The organism is Ktedonobacterales bacterium (assembly GCA_036557285.1).
Taxonomy (GTDB): Bacteria; Chloroflexota; Ktedonobacteria; order Ktedonobacterales; family DATBGS01; genus DATBHW01.
The window spans coordinates 33,218-49,568 of sequence record DATBHW010000044.1; the positions used below are offsets into that span (position 1 = coordinate 33,218).

16 protein-coding genes are annotated in these 16,351 nt (G+C 59.9%); 14 read left to right on the top strand and 2 right to left on the bottom strand.

All coding sequences use genetic code 11. From position 1 onward, the window contains the following. Positions 1 to 38 precede the first annotated feature (38 nt). The 8 genes from atpB (at position 39) to VH599_12845 (ending at position 6,988) form a co-directional block, all read left to right on the top strand. A complete protein-coding gene (atpB, locus tag VH599_12810; GenBank protein HEY7349186.1) occupies positions 39 to 890 on the top strand; it encodes a F0F1 ATP synthase subunit A in 852 nt (283 codons plus the stop codon). A gap of 118 nt (positions 891 to 1,008) precedes the next feature. After that, on the top strand, positions 1,009 to 1,245 hold the full coding sequence (atpE, locus tag VH599_12815; protein HEY7349187.1) for an ATP synthase F0 subunit C: 237 nt from the start codon (positions 1,009 to 1,011) through the stop codon (positions 1,243 to 1,245). 42 nt (positions 1,246 to 1,287) lie between these two features. Further along, on the top strand, positions 1,288 to 1,788 hold the full coding sequence (atpF, locus tag VH599_12820) for a F0F1 ATP synthase subunit B (protein ID HEY7349188.1): 501 nt from the start codon (positions 1,288 to 1,290) through the stop codon (positions 1,786 to 1,788). Beyond that, positions 1,782 to 2,507 (top strand): ATP synthase F1 subunit delta, encoded by a 726-nt coding sequence (gene atpH, locus VH599_12825; GenBank protein ID HEY7349189.1) that lies wholly within the window; start codon positions 1,782 to 1,784, stop codon positions 2,505 to 2,507. The genes atpF and atpH overlap by 7 nt, the downstream gene beginning before the upstream one ends. Before the next feature lie 12 nt (positions 2,508 to 2,519). Then, entirely contained in the window at positions 2,520 to 4,055 is a 1,536-nt protein-coding gene (gene atpA, locus VH599_12830; protein ID HEY7349190.1) for a F0F1 ATP synthase subunit alpha, read from the top strand. 85 nt (positions 4,056 to 4,140) lie between these two features. Next, positions 4,141 to 5,028, top strand: a complete 888-nt coding sequence (gene atpG / locus VH599_12835; protein ID HEY7349191.1) for an ATP synthase F1 subunit gamma — start codon at positions 4,141 to 4,143, stop codon at positions 5,026 to 5,028. 62 nt (positions 5,029 to 5,090) lie between these two features. Beyond that, on the top strand, positions 5,091 to 6,506 hold the full coding sequence (gene atpD / locus VH599_12840) for a F0F1 ATP synthase subunit beta (GenBank protein ID HEY7349192.1): 1,416 nt from the start codon (positions 5,091 to 5,093) through the stop codon (positions 6,504 to 6,506). A gap of 17 nt (positions 6,507 to 6,523) precedes the next feature. Continuing rightward, on the top strand, positions 6,524 to 6,988 hold the full coding sequence (locus VH599_12845; GenBank protein ID HEY7349193.1) for a F0F1 ATP synthase subunit epsilon: 465 nt from the start codon (positions 6,524 to 6,526) through the stop codon (positions 6,986 to 6,988). A 199-nt stretch (positions 6,989 to 7,187) separates the two neighbouring features. Here the strand turns inward: VH599_12845 and VH599_12850 are convergent, their stop codons facing one another. Next, positions 7,188 to 8,669 (bottom strand): hypothetical protein, encoded by a 1,482-nt coding sequence (locus VH599_12850; GenBank protein ID HEY7349194.1) that lies wholly within the window; start codon positions 8,667 to 8,669, stop codon positions 7,188 to 7,190. 480 nt (positions 8,670 to 9,149) lie between these two features. Between VH599_12850 and VH599_12855 the strand changes: the two genes are divergently transcribed. Further along, complete coding sequence (locus tag VH599_12855) at positions 9,150 to 10,697, top strand: hypothetical protein (GenBank protein HEY7349195.1); 1,548 nt, start codon at positions 9,150 to 9,152, stop codon at positions 10,695 to 10,697. Between the two features lie 21 nt (positions 10,698 to 10,718). Here the strand turns inward: VH599_12855 and VH599_12860 are convergent, their stop codons facing one another. Beyond that, the gene (locus tag VH599_12860) at positions 10,719 to 11,645 is read right to left on the bottom strand and encodes a hypothetical protein (GenBank protein HEY7349196.1); all 927 of its coding nucleotides are present in this window, start codon (positions 11,643 to 11,645) and stop codon (positions 10,719 to 10,721) included. 470 nt (positions 11,646 to 12,115) lie between these two features. Here VH599_12860 and VH599_12865 point away from each other — a divergent pair, with 470 nt between their 5' ends. From VH599_12865 to VH599_12885, 5 genes are all read left to right on the top strand, one after another. Then, positions 12,116 to 12,727, top strand: a complete 612-nt coding sequence (locus VH599_12865; GenBank protein HEY7349197.1) for a TetR/AcrR family transcriptional regulator — start codon at positions 12,116 to 12,118, stop codon at positions 12,725 to 12,727. Positions 12,728 to 12,792: 65 nt separating this feature from the next. Beyond that, complete coding sequence (locus VH599_12870; GenBank protein ID HEY7349198.1) at positions 12,793 to 13,599, top strand: ABC transporter ATP-binding protein; 807 nt, start codon at positions 12,793 to 12,795, stop codon at positions 13,597 to 13,599. A 39-nt stretch (positions 13,600 to 13,638) separates the two neighbouring features. Continuing rightward, positions 13,639 to 15,303 (top strand): FAD-dependent monooxygenase, encoded by a 1,665-nt coding sequence (locus tag VH599_12875; GenBank protein ID HEY7349199.1) that lies wholly within the window; start codon positions 13,639 to 13,641, stop codon positions 15,301 to 15,303. 21 nt (positions 15,304 to 15,324) lie between these two features. Further along, the gene (locus tag VH599_12880) at positions 15,325 to 15,780 is read left to right on the top strand and encodes a nitroreductase family deazaflavin-dependent oxidoreductase (protein ID HEY7349200.1); all 456 of its coding nucleotides are present in this window, start codon (positions 15,325 to 15,327) and stop codon (positions 15,778 to 15,780) included. Positions 15,781 to 15,813: 33 nt separating this feature from the next. After that, positions 15,814 to 16,320, top strand: coding sequence for an isoprenylcysteine carboxylmethyltransferase family protein (locus tag VH599_12885; protein ID HEY7349201.1), 507 nt, complete (start codon positions 15,814 to 15,816; stop codon positions 16,318 to 16,320). The last annotated feature ends 31 nt before the right edge of the window (positions 16,321 to 16,351 follow it).

Here is a 16,351-nt window from a genome sequence, read left to right on the forward strand (position 1 = left end):
GAATGTAGGTGGCGGCCCGGCAGGAAGGGGGAATTCGGATGTTCTGGAATCTGCCGGACATCAAGATCGCTCCAGATTTATTGTTCTACATCGGGCCTATGCCCGTCTCCAATACCCTCCTCGCCACGTGGTTCAGCGTCATCGTTGTGCTTGCCATTGGCTTTCTGGCAAAACGCAATCTCTCGCTGGTCCCGCGTGGCGTCTCAAACTTCTTTGAGTGGGTCTTCGAGCAGATTCTGAACCTCTGCGAAGAGGTTGCCGGACGCGAGCGCGGCAGGAAGTTCTTCCCGCTGGTTTGCACTATCTTCCTGTTTGTCCTCGTCTCCAACTACCTGGAGTTGATCCCATTCGTCGAGTCAATCGGAACGATCAATCATCCCAACGTCCATCCATTTCTGGGCGTTTTCCTCTACCAGAAGGCCGATTCCAACGCCATCACGCCCTGGGTGCGTCCGGCTTCTACCGATCTGAATATGACGATTGGCCTGGCGATCATCTCGGTCATCGCTACCCAGATTTACGGCTTCCGCATGCTTGGCCCGAAGCTTCAGCTTGGGCGCTACTTCACCTTGCGCGATGGCCCCATCGGCCTCTTCGTTGGCATTCTGGAAGCCGTTCTGGAACTGGCGCGCGTCATCTCATTTAGCTTCCGTCTTTTTGGCAACATCTTCGCTGGCGACGTGCTGCTGCTGGTCATGGCGTTCCTGATCCCGGCGCTGGGTCCGGTCCCCTTCCTGCTGCTGGAAGTGCTGATCGGGCTGGTCCAGGCGTTCGTCTTTGCCATGCTCACGCTCGTCTTCATGACCCTGGGTACGACGGCACACGGAGGTGAGGAAGGACACGGCGAGGAACATCGCGGCGGGGCAGCCGTTGAGAGCGTCGCGCACTAGCTGCGCCCACTCCTGCGCCTTCGGGCGGAGGTGAAATAGAGGCGAATCGCACTTTTCCTGAGTGCAATCAAGACAATCAACCACAAGATACGTATTTTCGAGAAGGAGAACCTTTTCCATGCAAACCATTGCTCTTGCAGCCGCCCTGGCTATCGGCATCGGCGCTATCGGCCCCGGCATCGGCATCGGCCTGATGGCTGGCCCCGCGCTCAGTGCTATGGGCCGCAACCCCGAAGCTGCGGGTATGATCCGTACCAACATGATTCTGGCGATTGTGTTCGCCGAAGCTGTGTCGATCTACGCGCTGGTGGTGGCGCTGCTCGTCTTCTTCCTTGGCCCCACCTTGTTGAAGTAGTGTCGCCTACCAACCTCTTCAAGAAGAAAGGAGGGGCCACCATTGGAGAATGGTTTGGGTATTAATGCCTGGTTCCTCGCGTCGCAGATCGTCAGCTTTCTGATCCTCTTCTTCGTCTTGTCGAAGTGGGTCTTCCCAGCGATCATGAAGACGCTGGATAAGCGCACAGCGGTCATCAAGGAAGGCGTTGATAACGCCGCCAGGGCGCAGCAAGAACTGGCAGCGACAAAAATACAGGTAGCGCAGATGCTTGATGAGGCTCGCAAGGAAGCCGCGCACACGCTGGCCCAGGCCACGCAGGCGGCGGAGCATGTGCGGGCGGAGATCGAGCAGCAGGCCCACAATCGCGCCAACGAGATCGTTCAGCAGGCGCAGGTACGCATCCAGCAGGAAGTGGCGCAGGCGCGGGCGCAGCTACGCAGCCAGGTCGCCGACCTCGCTATCCTGGCTGCCGGGCAGGTGGTCAACGCTTCGCTCGACGATGCGGGCCACCGCCGCCTGGTTGACGAGTTCGTGGCGCAAGCAAAGGAACTGCAATGCTAAAGGGAGCGGTAGCGCGCCGCTATGCTGAGGCCGTCTTCGATCTCGGCGTCCAGCAAGGCACGCTGGACCGCTGGCAGAGTGACCTGCATCTCATAGCGGAAGCGTATAGCAATCGTAAACTCGCGTTTATCCTGCGCCAGCCAAGGATTCCCTTCGCGCGCAAGGAAGCTATTGTGCGTGACCTGCTGGAAAAGCGGGTCACGCCGCAGGCGTTCGCCCTGGCGTCGCTGCTGGTGGAGCGCGAACTGGTAGAACTGGGGCCGAAAGTCGCTGAGGCGTTCGATCAACAACTCAACGACTATCACAACCGGGCTACTGCCATCGTCACCAGTGCTGTCCCGCTGGCCGCGTCACAGCAAGCGGAGGTCGCAGACTACTTGCAGGCGCTCACCGGCAAAACGATCAGCCTGGAGACCAGAGTGGACCCGGCCATTCTGGGCGGCATTACCGCTCAGATCGGTGACACCTTGATTGATGGCAGCGTGCGCCGCCGTCTGGCGCTCTTGCGCGACCAGATCATTCGCGGCGGCACAGGCGGCCCAGATGATGGGGCTGTGGCAGCAACGCTGGGCAATGGGCATGGCCCGGATAGCCCGGCGGCTCCTGCGAAGCCCTCTGCGCCAGCAGGCAAAGCCAATGGGCAATCATCCAGTGACCAGGCGTCTCCTGGCAAGCGAGCGGGTAATAAATCAGGGAATGGGAATCGGCCAAAGCGCTGAGGAGATACAACTATGGCAATCGCTGATGAAATCACTGAAGTAATCAAGCGACGCATCACCCAATTTGACGGCGCTGGCGCTGAAACCTCGCTGGTCAGCGTGGGTACCGTCATTGAAGTGGGCGATGGCATCGCTCGCGCCTATGGCCTCAGCGGCGTGCGTTATCTCGAACTGGTCGAGTTTCCACGCACAGGTATCATGGGCATGGCCTTTAACCTGGAAGAAGAAACCGTCGCCATCACCATCCTGGGCGACTTTACTCAGATTCACGAAGACGACGAGGTGCGCACCACTGGCCGCATCATCGAAGTGCCGGTGGGCGACGCCCTGCTGGGCCGCGTCGTGAATCCGCTGGGCGAGCCGATTGACGACGCTGGCCCGATCAACACCACGAAGCGCCGCCCCGTCGAGCGCGTGGCCCCTGGCGTCATCACCCGCAAATCGGTGAACGTCCCCGTCCAGACGGGCATCAAGGCGATTGACGCCCTGATCCCCATCGGGCGCGGCCAGCGCGAACTGATTATCGGTGATCGCCAGACGGGCAAAACGGCTATCGCCATTGACACCATCATCAATCAGAAGGGCAAAAACCTTCTGTGCATTTATGTCGCTATCGGCCAGAAGAACTTCCAGATCGCCCGCATCCGCGAGATTCTCAAGGAATACGGCGCGATGGAGTATACGATCATCGTGGCGGCAGGCGCGTCCGATCCCGCCCCGCTGAAGTATCTGGCCCCCTACGCAGGCTGCGCGATGGGCGAAGAGTTTATGGAGACAGGCCGCGACGCGCTGATCATCTATGATGACCTGACCAAGCACGCCGAAGCCTATCGCAATATCTCGCTTATCATCCGCCGTCCTCCAGGGCGCGAAGCCTTCCCTGGTGACGTGTTCTATCTGCACTCTCGCCTGCTGGAGCGCGCCGCGCGTCTCAACGAGGACTACGGCGGCGGATCGCTGACGGCGCTGCCCATCATCGAAACGAAGGGCAACGACGTGGCGGCCTATATCCCCACCAATGTGATCTCGATTACCGATGGTCAGATTTACCTGGAGCCTGACCTGTTCAACGCGGGCCAGCGTCCGGCGTTGAACGTCGGCATCTCCGTCTCGCGGGTGGGTACGAACGCCCAGACGCCCGGCATGAAGCAGGTTTCAGGCACGCTCAAGCTGGACCTGGCCCAGTTCCGCGAACTGGCTGCCTTCGCCCAATTCGGCTCCTCCGATCTGGACAAAGCCACCAAAGCGCGCATTGATCTCGGCCAGCGCCAGACGGAAATCCTGAAGCAGCCGCAGTATAGGCCGATGCCAGTTGAGCACCAGATCATGATTCTGTGGGTGGCTGGCAACGGCTACCTCGATGATGTGCCGGTGGAAAAAGTGGCGGAATGGGAAGAAGCTTTCCACCGCTACATGGACGCTACGCATCCTGAGATCGGCCAGGATATATACGAAACCACTGTTACCAACCAGAAGAAGATCAGCAGCGAGCAGTTCGAGCAACTGCGCGCGGCTGTCGTCGAGTTCAAGAAGTCTGCGCCGCAATAAGAGCGCCTCAGAAAACCTCATGCCAGTCTGGGCGGGGTCGCAGCGCCAGCGTCCAGGCTTTCAGGGGTAGGGCGAAGGAGGAAGTATGGCAACACTCCGCGACATCAAGCGGCGCATTCGTTCAGTCAAGAATATCGCGCAGAGTACCCGCGCCTTGCAGTTGGTCGCCAGCAGCAAGATGCGCCGCGCCCAGGAGCGCGTGCTGGCGGCCCGGCCCTATGCCAACGAGCTTCAGCGCCTGCTTTCGCGGCTGGCCCTGGCAGGCGGGCTGGATGAACCGCAGCCGCTTATGCAAGAGCGGCCCCTGCGCAACCTGGGCGTTGTCCTCGTCTCGCCAGATCGCGGCTTTTGCGGCGCACTGCCCGGCAACCTGAACCGGCACGCGGCGCAGACTGTGCTGGACGAGCTTCGCGCCGCGCAGAGCGGCAATGGCCGCGCCCAGAACGAGCGCGGCAGCTTTGTCGCCATCGGGCGCAAGGGGCGCGATTTTGTCTTGCGTACCGGCCAGCATCTGCTCGGTGAATTTGTGCAGTACGGCGACCAGCCTGATGTCAGTCTGGTGCGCGCCATCGCGCGCGTCGCCACCGACGCCTATCTCAATAATGAAGTAGATCGCGTTGACCTTATTTACGCGAAGTTTATCTCGACGGCGAGCCAGCAGCCGGTCACGGTGCAACTTCTGCCGGTGCAGCCGCCCACGCAGACCGAGGAAGGGCATATCGAAGAGTATATCTTCGAGCCTGATCCAGCCACGCTCTTCGCGGAGCTGCTGCCCCGCTATGTCGAGACGTTAATTTACCAGGCGATACTTGAATCGCTTGCCAGCCAGTGGTCAGCGCAGATGGTTGCCATGAAAAACGCAACCGATAACGCCACTGAACTGGTGGGCGATCTCACGCTCACGTATAACAAAGCGCGCCAGCAAGCCATCACGACGCAGATTCTCGAAGTGGTGGCGGGCGCCAGTCAATAGTGTGTTGGCGCGGCGATGGGATGGACGCTATCTCGTCGCCACGTCCATGCCAGGAGGTCATCATGGCCGTTTCCGCCCCAACCAAAGGGACCATCGTGGAGGTGCTGGGCGCTGTCGTGGATATTGAGTTTCCACCCGACCAGCTTCCACCTATCTATAACGCCGTCGAAACCCATATTGAAGGCGTCGAGAAGCCGCTGACACTCGAAGTGCAGCAGCACCTGGGCAACAACTGGGTACGCTGCGTGGCAATGGGACCAACCGACGGCATGAAGCGCGGCGAAGTCGCCATTGACACCGGCGGCCCCATCACGGTGCCTGTCGGCCCCAAAACCCTGGGCCGCATCTTTAACGTACTCGGCCAGGCGGTGGACAACCTGCCGGAAGTCACCGACGCGCCCCGCTGGCCGATTCACCGGCCCGCGCCGACCCTCGAAGAAGAAGCTACCGAAATGGAAGTCTTCGAGACGGGCATCAAGGTGATCGATCTGATCGCCCCCTTCATGAAAGGCGGCAAGGTCGGCACTTTCGGCGGCGCTGGCGTCGGCAAGACGATCATCATTCAAGAACTGATTCATAACATCGCCCTGGAACACGGCGGCTACAGCGTCTTTGCCGGTGTGGGCGAGCGATCCCGCGAAGGCAACGATCTCTACCACGAAATGACCGAAGCCAACGTGCTGGATAAGCTGGCGATGGTCTTCGGCCAGATGAACGAGCCACCGGGCGCGCGGCTGCGCGTCGGCCTGAGCGGCCTGACCATTGCGGAATATTTCCGCGATGTCGAAGGCAAGGACGTGCTGCTCTTCATTGACAACATCTTCCGTTTCACCCAGGCTGGCTCTGAGGTCTCCGCTCTGCTGGGCCGCATGCCCTCAGCGGTGGGCTATCAGCCCAACCTGGCCGAAGAGATGGGCGCGCTGCAAGAGCGCATCACTTCGACCAAGAAGGGGTCAATCACCTCGATGCAGGCCATCTTTGTGCCTGCCGACGACTACACCGACCCGGCTCCTGCGACGACCTTCGCCCATCTGGACTCCACTATTGTGCTGGAGCGCGCCCTTACCGAGCGTGGCATCTATCCGGCGGTGGACCCGCTGGCCTCCACCAGCCGCGTGCTGGACCCGCTGGTCGTCGGCCAGGAGCATTACGACACGGCCCGCGCCGTCCAGAAAGTCCTCCAGCGTTATAAGGACTTGCAGGACATTATCGCCATTCTGGGCGTGGACGAACTCTCCGACGACGACAAGTTGACCGTTGCCCGCGCCCGCAAGATCGAGCGATTCTTCTCGCAGCCCATGTTCGTCGCCCAGGCGTTCACGGGCCGCGAAGGCAAATATGTCTCCCTCAAGGAGACGATTCGCGGCTTCCAGGAAGTGCTTGACGGTAAGCACGACCGCATCCCTGAGCAGTACTTCTATATGGTGGGCGGCATTGATGATGTCGTGGCAGCCTACGAGAAGGAACAGGGCCGGTAGGGCCAAAGGAGCGCACTATGGCAAGCGGACTGACCCTGCATGTGGAGGTGGTCACGCAAGATCGCAACGTCTACAGCGGCGAGGCCGATATGGTCGTGGCCCCTGGCTCGGAGGGCGTGCTGGGCATCCTGCCGCGCCACGCGCCGCTGCTGACGCTGCTTCAGGCGGGCGAGCTTCGCATCAAGTACGGCGGCGATGAAGAAGCCCTCTTCGTCGCTGGCGGCTTTATGGAAGTCTATCATAACGTCGTGACGGTGCTGGCCGACGCGGCAGAGCGCGCCGAAGACATAGACACGGCCCGCGCTGAAGAGGCGCGCCGCCGCGCGCAGGTCTCGCTGGAACAGCGCGAGACTGATGTTGATCGGGGCGCGCTGGAAGGCTCCTTGCAGCGCGCCATTGGTCGGCTCAAAGTAGCCGAAACGGTGCGGCGTCGGCATGGCCCCCGCCGCGCACCACAGCCGCCGCAGGAGACTGGCGGCTAAGCTTCACCAACCTGATTCAGAGCGTGACACAACAGCAGGGACAGGGGACTATATCTCCCTGGCCCTGCTTTTTGACGTGGCTGGCAGAGCCACTGTGCTGCGCATGGATGGCGCCTGTGAGAAAGAGAAGGGGCAACCAGAGGGTGCTGGTTGCCCCTTTTGTGTCAGATCGAGGAATGCCTGATGCTCCTGGGACGACTCACAGGCAGGCATTGACCTGTGGGCCGCTGCTCAGGGTTCCAGCGAACCAGGCCAGGTTGGGTGTGCCATATTGGGCGTCTTTGCCAAAGTCATTGACCCCATGCGTGAGGTTGCCAAACTCGAAGACGCACCTGTCGTCCCCATGATGCGCTACGCTGTAGAAGGGATAGAAGGCTGCGCCAGCCGGCGGTACTGTGCAACCTACCCCATTGGCGAAGTTGCAAGTAGTCTCGGAGGCCGCTACCTCCGTCTCAAGCTGCATAATGGGATAGCGCCCCTTATAGTGCGTGCTCCCGGTAGCAGCAAAGCGCGGCGCGGTGAACGTCCACGCTGTGGCGTTGTTCTTGGTCCCATCGGGATAATCCGCCTGGTAGGAAGTGCCGTCGAAGTCGTCATCCTCGCCAACACACCCGGCCAGCAAGGCCGTTGGGCTGGCGGGGAAACACCCGGCGTCATCCGCGTCCCCATCGCCGGTCCCATTCTCCCAGTGGCCGATCTCGTCAGAAAAACCGATATTGGCCTGCAACGCGGCCCAGGCTACAAAGTTCCCGAATTTGGCAGATGAGAACTCCGGGTGGAAGCTGAAATCGGTCCCCACGCAGGTATGCGGATTCAGCGTGCGGAAGCCATTGTGCGCGCTGCCGATCATAAAGCCGCTCTGGTGCGTGGTCAGATCATCAATGCGCTCGGTGACACCGCCGAAGACATCGCCAGGCGTGTCGTTGATCGTGATGCGCAGGGTATCGCCCTGATTCATCAACAAAGTCTGCGCATTGGGCGTGAAGGTGGAATCGTTGGCGGTGTCGGGGCCAGCCGGGCCGGTGGGAATCCCATCGCGCTGCACGAAGGCAAAGTTGGTTGGCTCAAAGCAGGCGGGATTGAGATCGCCCGTGGTCGGATCAACCTCAAGGCTGTTGATGTGCAGCGAAGCGCACCAGTGGGTGAGATCGCAGCTAATCACCGGGGCGAAGCCTGGCGGGTAGAACTGCATTTCGAGGAAGGCCGAGCCAGCCCGATTGGGGTTATTCTGGTCGCTATCAGGGATGCAGGCCCCATTGGGGAAAGAGTTGGGATCGCACAGGGCCATGCTAAACCAGAACGTCGGCTCATTCTGGAAGGACTGCGTAGCTGGCAGCGGGCGCTCTCTGGGCAGGGTCAGGGTATATTGGACATTATTGCCTGAGCCGGCCACATTGGAATAAAACTGAGCGGCAGGCTCATCATGGCCGATATAATGTCCGTTGTCATAGGCGCGCTCGCCCTCATACTGCGGATCGGTGCAGAAATTCACCGCCCGCAGGGGTTTCTGGACGGTGCTAAAGCCGTTACAATCCAGATTGCCCCTGGCGGGAAACGTCTGGCTCGCTGCGTGGGAGGATATGGGGTGGGTCAGCGCGACCGCCGTCAGCGCCATCAGCGCCGCCAGAACCGCGAGGATGGTCAGCGCCAGGTTGAGTTTCGACCCGAGCAGGGCTTTCATAGATAGTCTCCTACCAATGACTCAAATTCCCTCACTAAAAGGAAACAACCAGTGCAAACATGCTTCAGTGATGCAAGAAACCAGGATAATCCAGGACATACCCCTTGAAGACGAAGCCATCCATTGTTGGGAAAAGTGAGTTAGCGAATCCTCCTTTCGTATTCTATAGTGAAGAAAGGGAGGCTACGGCACGGCGCCCCATAAGCCTCCAGGCGGGCCGAGGCAAGGGCTGCTCACTCGATCCAGATACAGGCCGCTTCGCCCTCTACACTGAAGCCCGGCCCGACCTGGGGTGAAGTGGGTGCGCAGCTTCTTTGCATACGCCAACTCAAGTGTAATCCGCTGCCAGGCAAAATACAGTGTATTTCCAGGCCAAAAGTGTCCTATCAGGAGAGAAAAGTCACAGATACGACTGGCAGGGAAGCAGCAGAAGCCGTGGCGCAGCTCTGCTATGCAGCAGCAAAGGAGGTATTGGCAAGCATGAGTAGCATACGATTCGGGGACTATTTAACTCAGCTTCTGCACGAGCGAGAGTGTTCCGGCTCACGTCTCGCCACCATGCTGAGCATTGATCCGGCCCTGGTGTATCGCTGGCTGCACAATAAAGCCATTCCCAAGCTGGACACCGCCTATTGCGACGAGATCGCGTTCAAGCTGCATCTGAGTCAGGCAGAACTCAGCCAACTGAAAGAAGCGCAAATCTTCTCCCTGAGCAGGCCAATGGAGCAACGGCCAAGAACCCGCCACGACAGCGCAGCCGTAGAACGTTTGCTGCGCCAGGCAGCGCCTCGCCCGCAAGCAAATGGAAGCAGCACGGCGGCGCTGTCCTCGCTTCAGCCTCTGGCAGCCAGGCCTAGTGGAGTGATCTGGGGACGGCCTGCCATTCTGGAGGCCATCATCAGCCTGTTAGAAGCCCTCGCGCCACTTCCACCGCACCAGAACAACACCGTGATGCTCACCTTTCAGGGGGCGCAAGACGCCTATAGCGACTTCCCTGAGCTTCAGGATCGCTATATGAAGGCGCTCCAGAGCGTGCTGCAACGAGGCTGGCAGGTCTGTCACCTCTGGCGGATCGATCAAGACATACGGCGCTCTATCTTGTTGGTAGAGAATATACTCAGGTTGCTTGGCACAGGCCGTTATTTTCCCTACTATATGAACTCCTACGGCACGCTCGCGCCGCCCTACGACCTGCTGATCGTTCCCAAGACCGCAGCCATGCTTTTCTTTGCGACCCAGAATCCGCGCCGCGCCGATGCCGCGCTGCTGGCCCATGATCTTGAGCAGATCGAATTGTTTCACACGCATTTCGACCAGCTTTACGCCATGAGCCAGCCGCTGACGCATATCTATCTGCCGGAGGACGGAGCCAATATCTGGCAGGCATATGCTGACGCCGAGGATCAGCCTGGCGGCAGGCTGGCTGTCAAGGATGGCTTCACTTTTCTGACGGAGCCGCCCGCATGGTACCGCCAGGGCGCGCTGTTGGCCCAGGTCATTGCTGAGAGCGGTGTGCCCCTCAACGCCGCGCTGGAGTGTCAGTTTCGCAGGCAGACAGCCTTCCAGGCAAACGTCGCCGTACACCCCTATCGGGATATTTGCGCCCGCCGGGGCATCGAACGGTTGATCCATCATGGAGAAGCGCCTCGCAATGATCGACTCCCCCCAGGCTTCACCCTCTCCGAAAAGGCGCGGCGCCAGCAGCTAGAGTATGCGATTCATCTGCTGCGAACACATGAGCATTACGAGCTTGCAATCATTGATGAGGAGGAAGAGCAGTTTGTGCCAAGCGAAATGTTCTGGGAGGTTGCCGGGCAGCATACGGCCCTGATGTTGAGTTGGTCCACCGATAGGACCGGCAAGGACATTATGATCGAACTGGTCATCAACGAGTCAACCATTGTCCACGCCTTTCACGATTACTTTACGGAGTTGTGGGAAAGGATCGCGCCAGAGCATAAGGACAAGGCGCATATCATCGCGTGGTTGGAACAGCAGCTTGACCTGCTCGGCGCAGCGACCCGCTGAAGAGGAGAAGGCTCTTGCCGCCTATTTATACCTTGTCATCTTCAGCGCACGCGCGGCCCAGCCCAGCCCAAGCGTGACCACCAGGCCACCTAGAAGAATCGCTCCTACGCCCCAGGCCATCTGCTCCTGTGGATGGAGGATGCGCGATCCGCCTGAACTCGCTGGCGCCGTGATCGCTGCTTCACTTTCAGGCGCCTCGCCGAGCGGCGCTGCCCCGGCGCCAGCGGTTCCCACGCGCATCATTCGCTGTGGGCCGCCAGAGCGCACCGGAGCGCGTACCCTGGCCGAAATAGCTCCTGGCGTAATCGCCCGTTGCAGTTCCTGGTTTCGTCCTGGCGGGCAAAAGCGTTCCAACAGGTCAGCCGGAGTCATATAGGCCGGGTCTTTCCCCCACAGAAACCCGCCACGTTCCAGCGCCCGCGCCACCAGTTCAGCGGAGGTAAAGATGTTCTCCTCTTTCAAGACGAGCGCGTGATGATCGAAGAGCGCATGCAAAGGGCGCAGCGCGCGAAACGTGCCGGTCAGGTTGCGCGGCGCAACCCCAATGCCCAGGTGCAAGAGCAGCCCGGCGAACTGCCACTCGCTAAAGCGGCGCTGCTCGCGCAGCATCTGCTCGGCAAAGCGCACCACCTCATCGCGCGTGCCATCCAGCAGTTCCACATAACCCACCAGGACCGGCGCGCCACGCTCCAGATATTCATTGATGTGCGAGCGACGCAGCCCACCCCACGTTGTCACAAAAAACGGATTGACCTCAATCAGTCCGCCGCTGCTGTCCACAATCAGCGCCGCCTGGTTCAATCGGCTGGCGGTTGCCAGGCCCATCGCCCGCGCCAGAGCGCCCTTGCTGCGCGTCAAAACAAAATCACCAGGCCGATAGGTGCGCTCGCTCGCCGTCTCTGCTGAAATCGGGTGCAGAATGGCTCGCCCACGTGGAGAAACTCGCATAGCGCGTTGTACACTTTCTTTCTGGAGTCGCCCCCACGAACCCCGCCCGATCAGCAGGGATGAACCTGCCGAGCATCCAGACAAGGGGCTTTGATTATTCAACGGTTGAGCCTGGCAAGTCGTAACGCTTCTCTGGCTCTTTGCTTACCAGGGTCAGCCATTGGCTCTCAGGGCGCATCAACCGCGATTTCCCCAAAAGAGCGCCCCCGGTTCCACCAATGATCGGGGGTTGCCGCTGGTAGCGCCGCCGTCTCGGCGGCCAACGTTGGCCTGCTGGCGCCGTGGCCTGGCGGGCGAACGCTCGCCCTGGCGCAGCGTTCGCCGCCGAGACGGCGGCGGTACAGGTGGCCCCCGCTTTTTGGTAGAACCGCGCCCTATCCTCTTGACAAAGCGCGCATCGTAAGGTAGAATGTTGTTAATTGATTAGTTAATAAGTAACGTGCAATTCAGGCATACAGGAGACCGGACGGATGCCTCGCAAGCCAGGACCACCAACTGAAGAACGCCGCAGCCAGATTCTTGAAGCTGCCCTGAAAGTATTTGCAGATAAGGGGTTCAAGGGCGCAACCAATCAGGATATTGCCGACGCAGCCGGTGTTTCGCCTGGGCTTATCTATTTTTACTTTAGAAACAAAGAAGATCTGTTCTTTGCTATACTGGAGAATCGCCTGGCGCCAGGAGCCTTTCCACTCCCCCTGGATCATATGCAAACCTTCCCACCCGAACAGGTCTTGCCAATACTGGCTCACTACGGACTCAGCCGACTGGATAACCAGGATGCTATGAACATCTTCAAGGTTTTTGTGGGCGAGGCTGCCTACTCTGAACACATTCGCACACTGGCGAACACGAACATCAACCGGCTGCTGGAGACACTGGCCCGCTATCTTGCCGCGCAGATGGAGCAGGGGCGGCTCAGACAGGGCGATCCTACCCTTTGCGCGCAAACCTTCCTGGCGGGCCTGATGGCAAGCCTCGTCCGACGGCGGTTCCTGGGTGATGCGAAAATGCTGAGCTACTCAGCCGATGAGATCGTCAACACCCTTGTTGGCATCTTTCTGCGTGGCATGCGGCCCGATTAGGACCGCTTTTTTTGAGCCTTGATTTGATTGACCAATTAGTTAATATCAACGAGGAGGTTCGCAGCATGTCCGCCAGTTCGCCAACACCCGCGCCTCATGGTCCAGAGAATGCTGACATCAGCTTGAAGGCCGCGAGCAGCGCCGAGCCACTGGTCGCTATTCGCGGCGTCACCAAGGATTTTGGGAAACTGCGCGCGCTTGACAACTTCACCATGAACATCCGCCCCGGAGAAACCTACGGATTGATCGGCCCTAACGGCTCCGGCAAGACCACGCTGATTCGTATTATTGTTGGGCTGACCAGGCCCACCGCTGGCGAGGTGCGCATCCTGGGGCAGCGCATGCCCAACCGCCAGATCGCCAAAGATATTGGCTATATGACGCAGAACAACGCGCTTTACCAGGAATTGACCATCCGCGAAAACCTGGAGTTCTTTGGCCGCATCTATGGGCTGCGCGGCCAGCCACTTCAGCAGCGCGTGAGCGCCGTACTTGAGACGGTTGACCTCGTTGACCGCGCGCGCAGCATCGTTGAGACCCTCAGCGGCGGCATGAAGCAGCGGGTGCTGCTTGCCAGCACCTTGATTCATCAGCCACGCTTGCTGCTGCTGGACGAGCCAACCGTTGGCATTGATCCTGAACTGCGCCTGGCCTTCTGGGACCACTTTATCCGGCTGAACGCCCAGGGTGTTACTATCGTTGTCTCCACCCATCATCTGGACGAAGCCTCGCGCTGCCATCACCTCGGCCTGATGCGCTCTGGCGCGCTGCTGGCCGAAGGTCAACCCAACGAACTCACCACGCTCTCTGGCAAAGAGACGATGGAAGAAGCCTTCCTGTACTTCGCCACCCGCACCAGGGGCCAGGCGTGAATCACTCGCGCCTATTCTTAAAGGAGAGGAGTCAAAGCAATGGCTGAAGTACCTCAGAACACCCCGGCGGCGCTGGTCATTGGCGCTGGTCCAACCGGCTTGATGATGGCCTCGGAGTTGGCGCGGCATGGTGTCCCGTGTCGCATCATTGATAAATTGCCACACGCCAGCACCACTTCTAAAGCACTCGGTCTGCACTCACGAACGCTGGAGGTCTTCGAGCAGATTGGCGTTCTCGATGAGGCGCTGGCTCATGGTCTCAAGCAACACGGCGTCAACATTTACGCCGACGGCCAGCGCATCATCCACATCAGCTTCGACGACCTGCATGGGCCTTATCCCTTCATGCTGAACCTGCCCCAAAGCGAAACCGAGCGTATCTTGAGCCAGCATCTTGAACAGTTGGGCGTTCAGGTTGAGCGGCAGGTAGAACTGATTGACTTCAGTCAGGACGAGCAGGCTGTCACTGCCAGGCTTCGCCATGCCGACAGCCACGAAGAAACCGTTACCACATCCTGGCTGACCGGCTGCGACGGCGCGCACAGTGCGGTGCGCCACAGGCTCAATGTTCCATTCAGCGGCTCAGCCTATCCTGAAGCCTTCGCGCTGGCCGATGTCAAGCTGCACTGGCCGCTTCCAGACGATGAATTGTACTTGTTTTTGAGCCAGGATGGCCTGTTCGCCGCTTTCCCCATGCCCGGCGGGCGCTATCGCCTGATCTTCGAAACAGCGGCGGAGGCTGGCGAAGAAAAGATGCCAGACCCGACTCTGGAAGAGATCCAGGGGTATCTCAACAAATTCGCCCCGGCGGGGAGTACCGCCAGCGATCCAGCCTGGCTGGCCGCGTTTCGCACCCATCTACGCCAGGCAGCGCACACGCGACACGGGCGCGCCTTCCTGGCTGGCGACGCCGCGCATATCCACAGCCCCGCTGGCGGCCAGGGCATGAATACCGGCCTTCAGGACGCTTATAACCTGGCCTGGAAGCTGGCCCTCGTAACCGCTGGCTACGCGCCATCTTCGCTGCTCGATACCTACGAGAGCGAGCGCCATCCCGTCGCTGAAAGCGTCATGCGCACCACTGATATGATGATCAAAGGCGCAACGCTGCGCAATCCGATTGCCCAGCACATCCGCAACCGGCTTGTGCCGCTGCTGGTACAGCAGGACTTCATCCAGCAGCGCCTGACCGGACAAATCTCCGAGTTAAGCATCAACTATCGCAAGAGCCAGATTGTCGCCGAATACCATCACAGCCGCTTCAATCACGGACACATCATTGGCGGCCCCAGGGCCGGTGATCGCGCGCCGGACGCCACCTCACTGCTGCGTGCGGATGGGACCAGCGTCCGGCTGTTCGAGGCGCTGCGCAGTACAAAGCACACGCTCCTGCTTATGGCTGACACAGACCACCAGGAGGAATCCTGGCAGCGCCTGACGAGGCTGGCTGATGACATCAACGCCAGCTATAGCCAGCAGATCAACGTCTATCTCGTCGCGGCAGGCAGGGCTGCGCCTGCCAGCGGCGCGTCCCGCGCAGCAATCCTGCTGGACCCGGAACTTACACTGCATCAAGGCTACGGCGCGATTGCCGAGTGCCTGTATCTGATTCGCCCCGACGGCTACATCGGCTATCGCAGTTATCCGGCTGAGGCCGCGCGCCTCATTGACTATCTGAAGCAGATATTGCTTTCAGAACGCTAAAAGCAAGGAGGTATTTTCACTATGGCAGGGCAGAGCAAATCCACCCGGCTTCCCTGGTTCGTCCCCATCTTCAACCCCATAGCCCGGCTGCTCCTGGCTGCTGGCATCCCGATGGGACCCAACGTGCTTGTCACTGTGCGAGGTCGCAAGAGCGGTCTGCCTCGGACCACGCCCTTGACCGTCATCGAGTTCTCCGACAAGCGGTGGCTGATGGCCCCCTACGGCGAAGTCAACTGGGTACGCAATTTACGTGCTGCTGGCCGGGCCACTATCACTGTGAGACGGCGAAAAGAAGAGGTGACTGCCGTCGAGTTAGGGCCGACAGAAACCACTGCGTTCTTTCGGGACGTTCTGCGCCCTCGCGTCCAGCGGACACGGGTCGGCGCGTGGATTGTGCGTCACATTGATCAGGTTGATCTCGACCACCCAGAAGAAGCGGCTAGAGGCCGACCAGTTTTCGAACTCCATCCACAATGAGAGAGACCGAAACGCAAACAGGGAGGTACGTCTATGACACTGCTAAAGACACTACTGTTCACCGTCCTGGTTCCCGGCGCGGTAATAGTCTATTTCCCTTTGTGGCTGCTGGCCTCCCAGGAGGGCGGATTTCATCTGGAGATAGGCTCGCTCTGGATGCTTGGGATGCTTCCCTTCCTGATCGGTGTGGGCATCTACCTGTGGTGCGCGTGGCATTTTACCTTTGCAGGCCAGGGGACGCCCGCCCCGATTGACCCGCCGAAACATCTGGTGGCAAGAGGCCCATACCGCGTGGTGAGGAACCCAATGTACGTGGGCGTTCTCACGGCCTTGCTTGGCGAGGCGCTGCTGTTCCACTCGCTGAGCCTTGTCATCTACGCCGCGCTGGTCTTCGTGGCTGTTCACCTGTTTGTCGTGTTCTATGAAGAGCCGCGCTTGCGGCGACAGTTTGGCGCATCCTACCAGGACTACTGCGCCCAGGTACCCCGCTGGATTCCGCGTCTGTCACTCTGGCGACGAAAGCGTTCTCTTGCTGGCTGAGGAAACGCTCACTTTTTGCATCGTTTTCGTA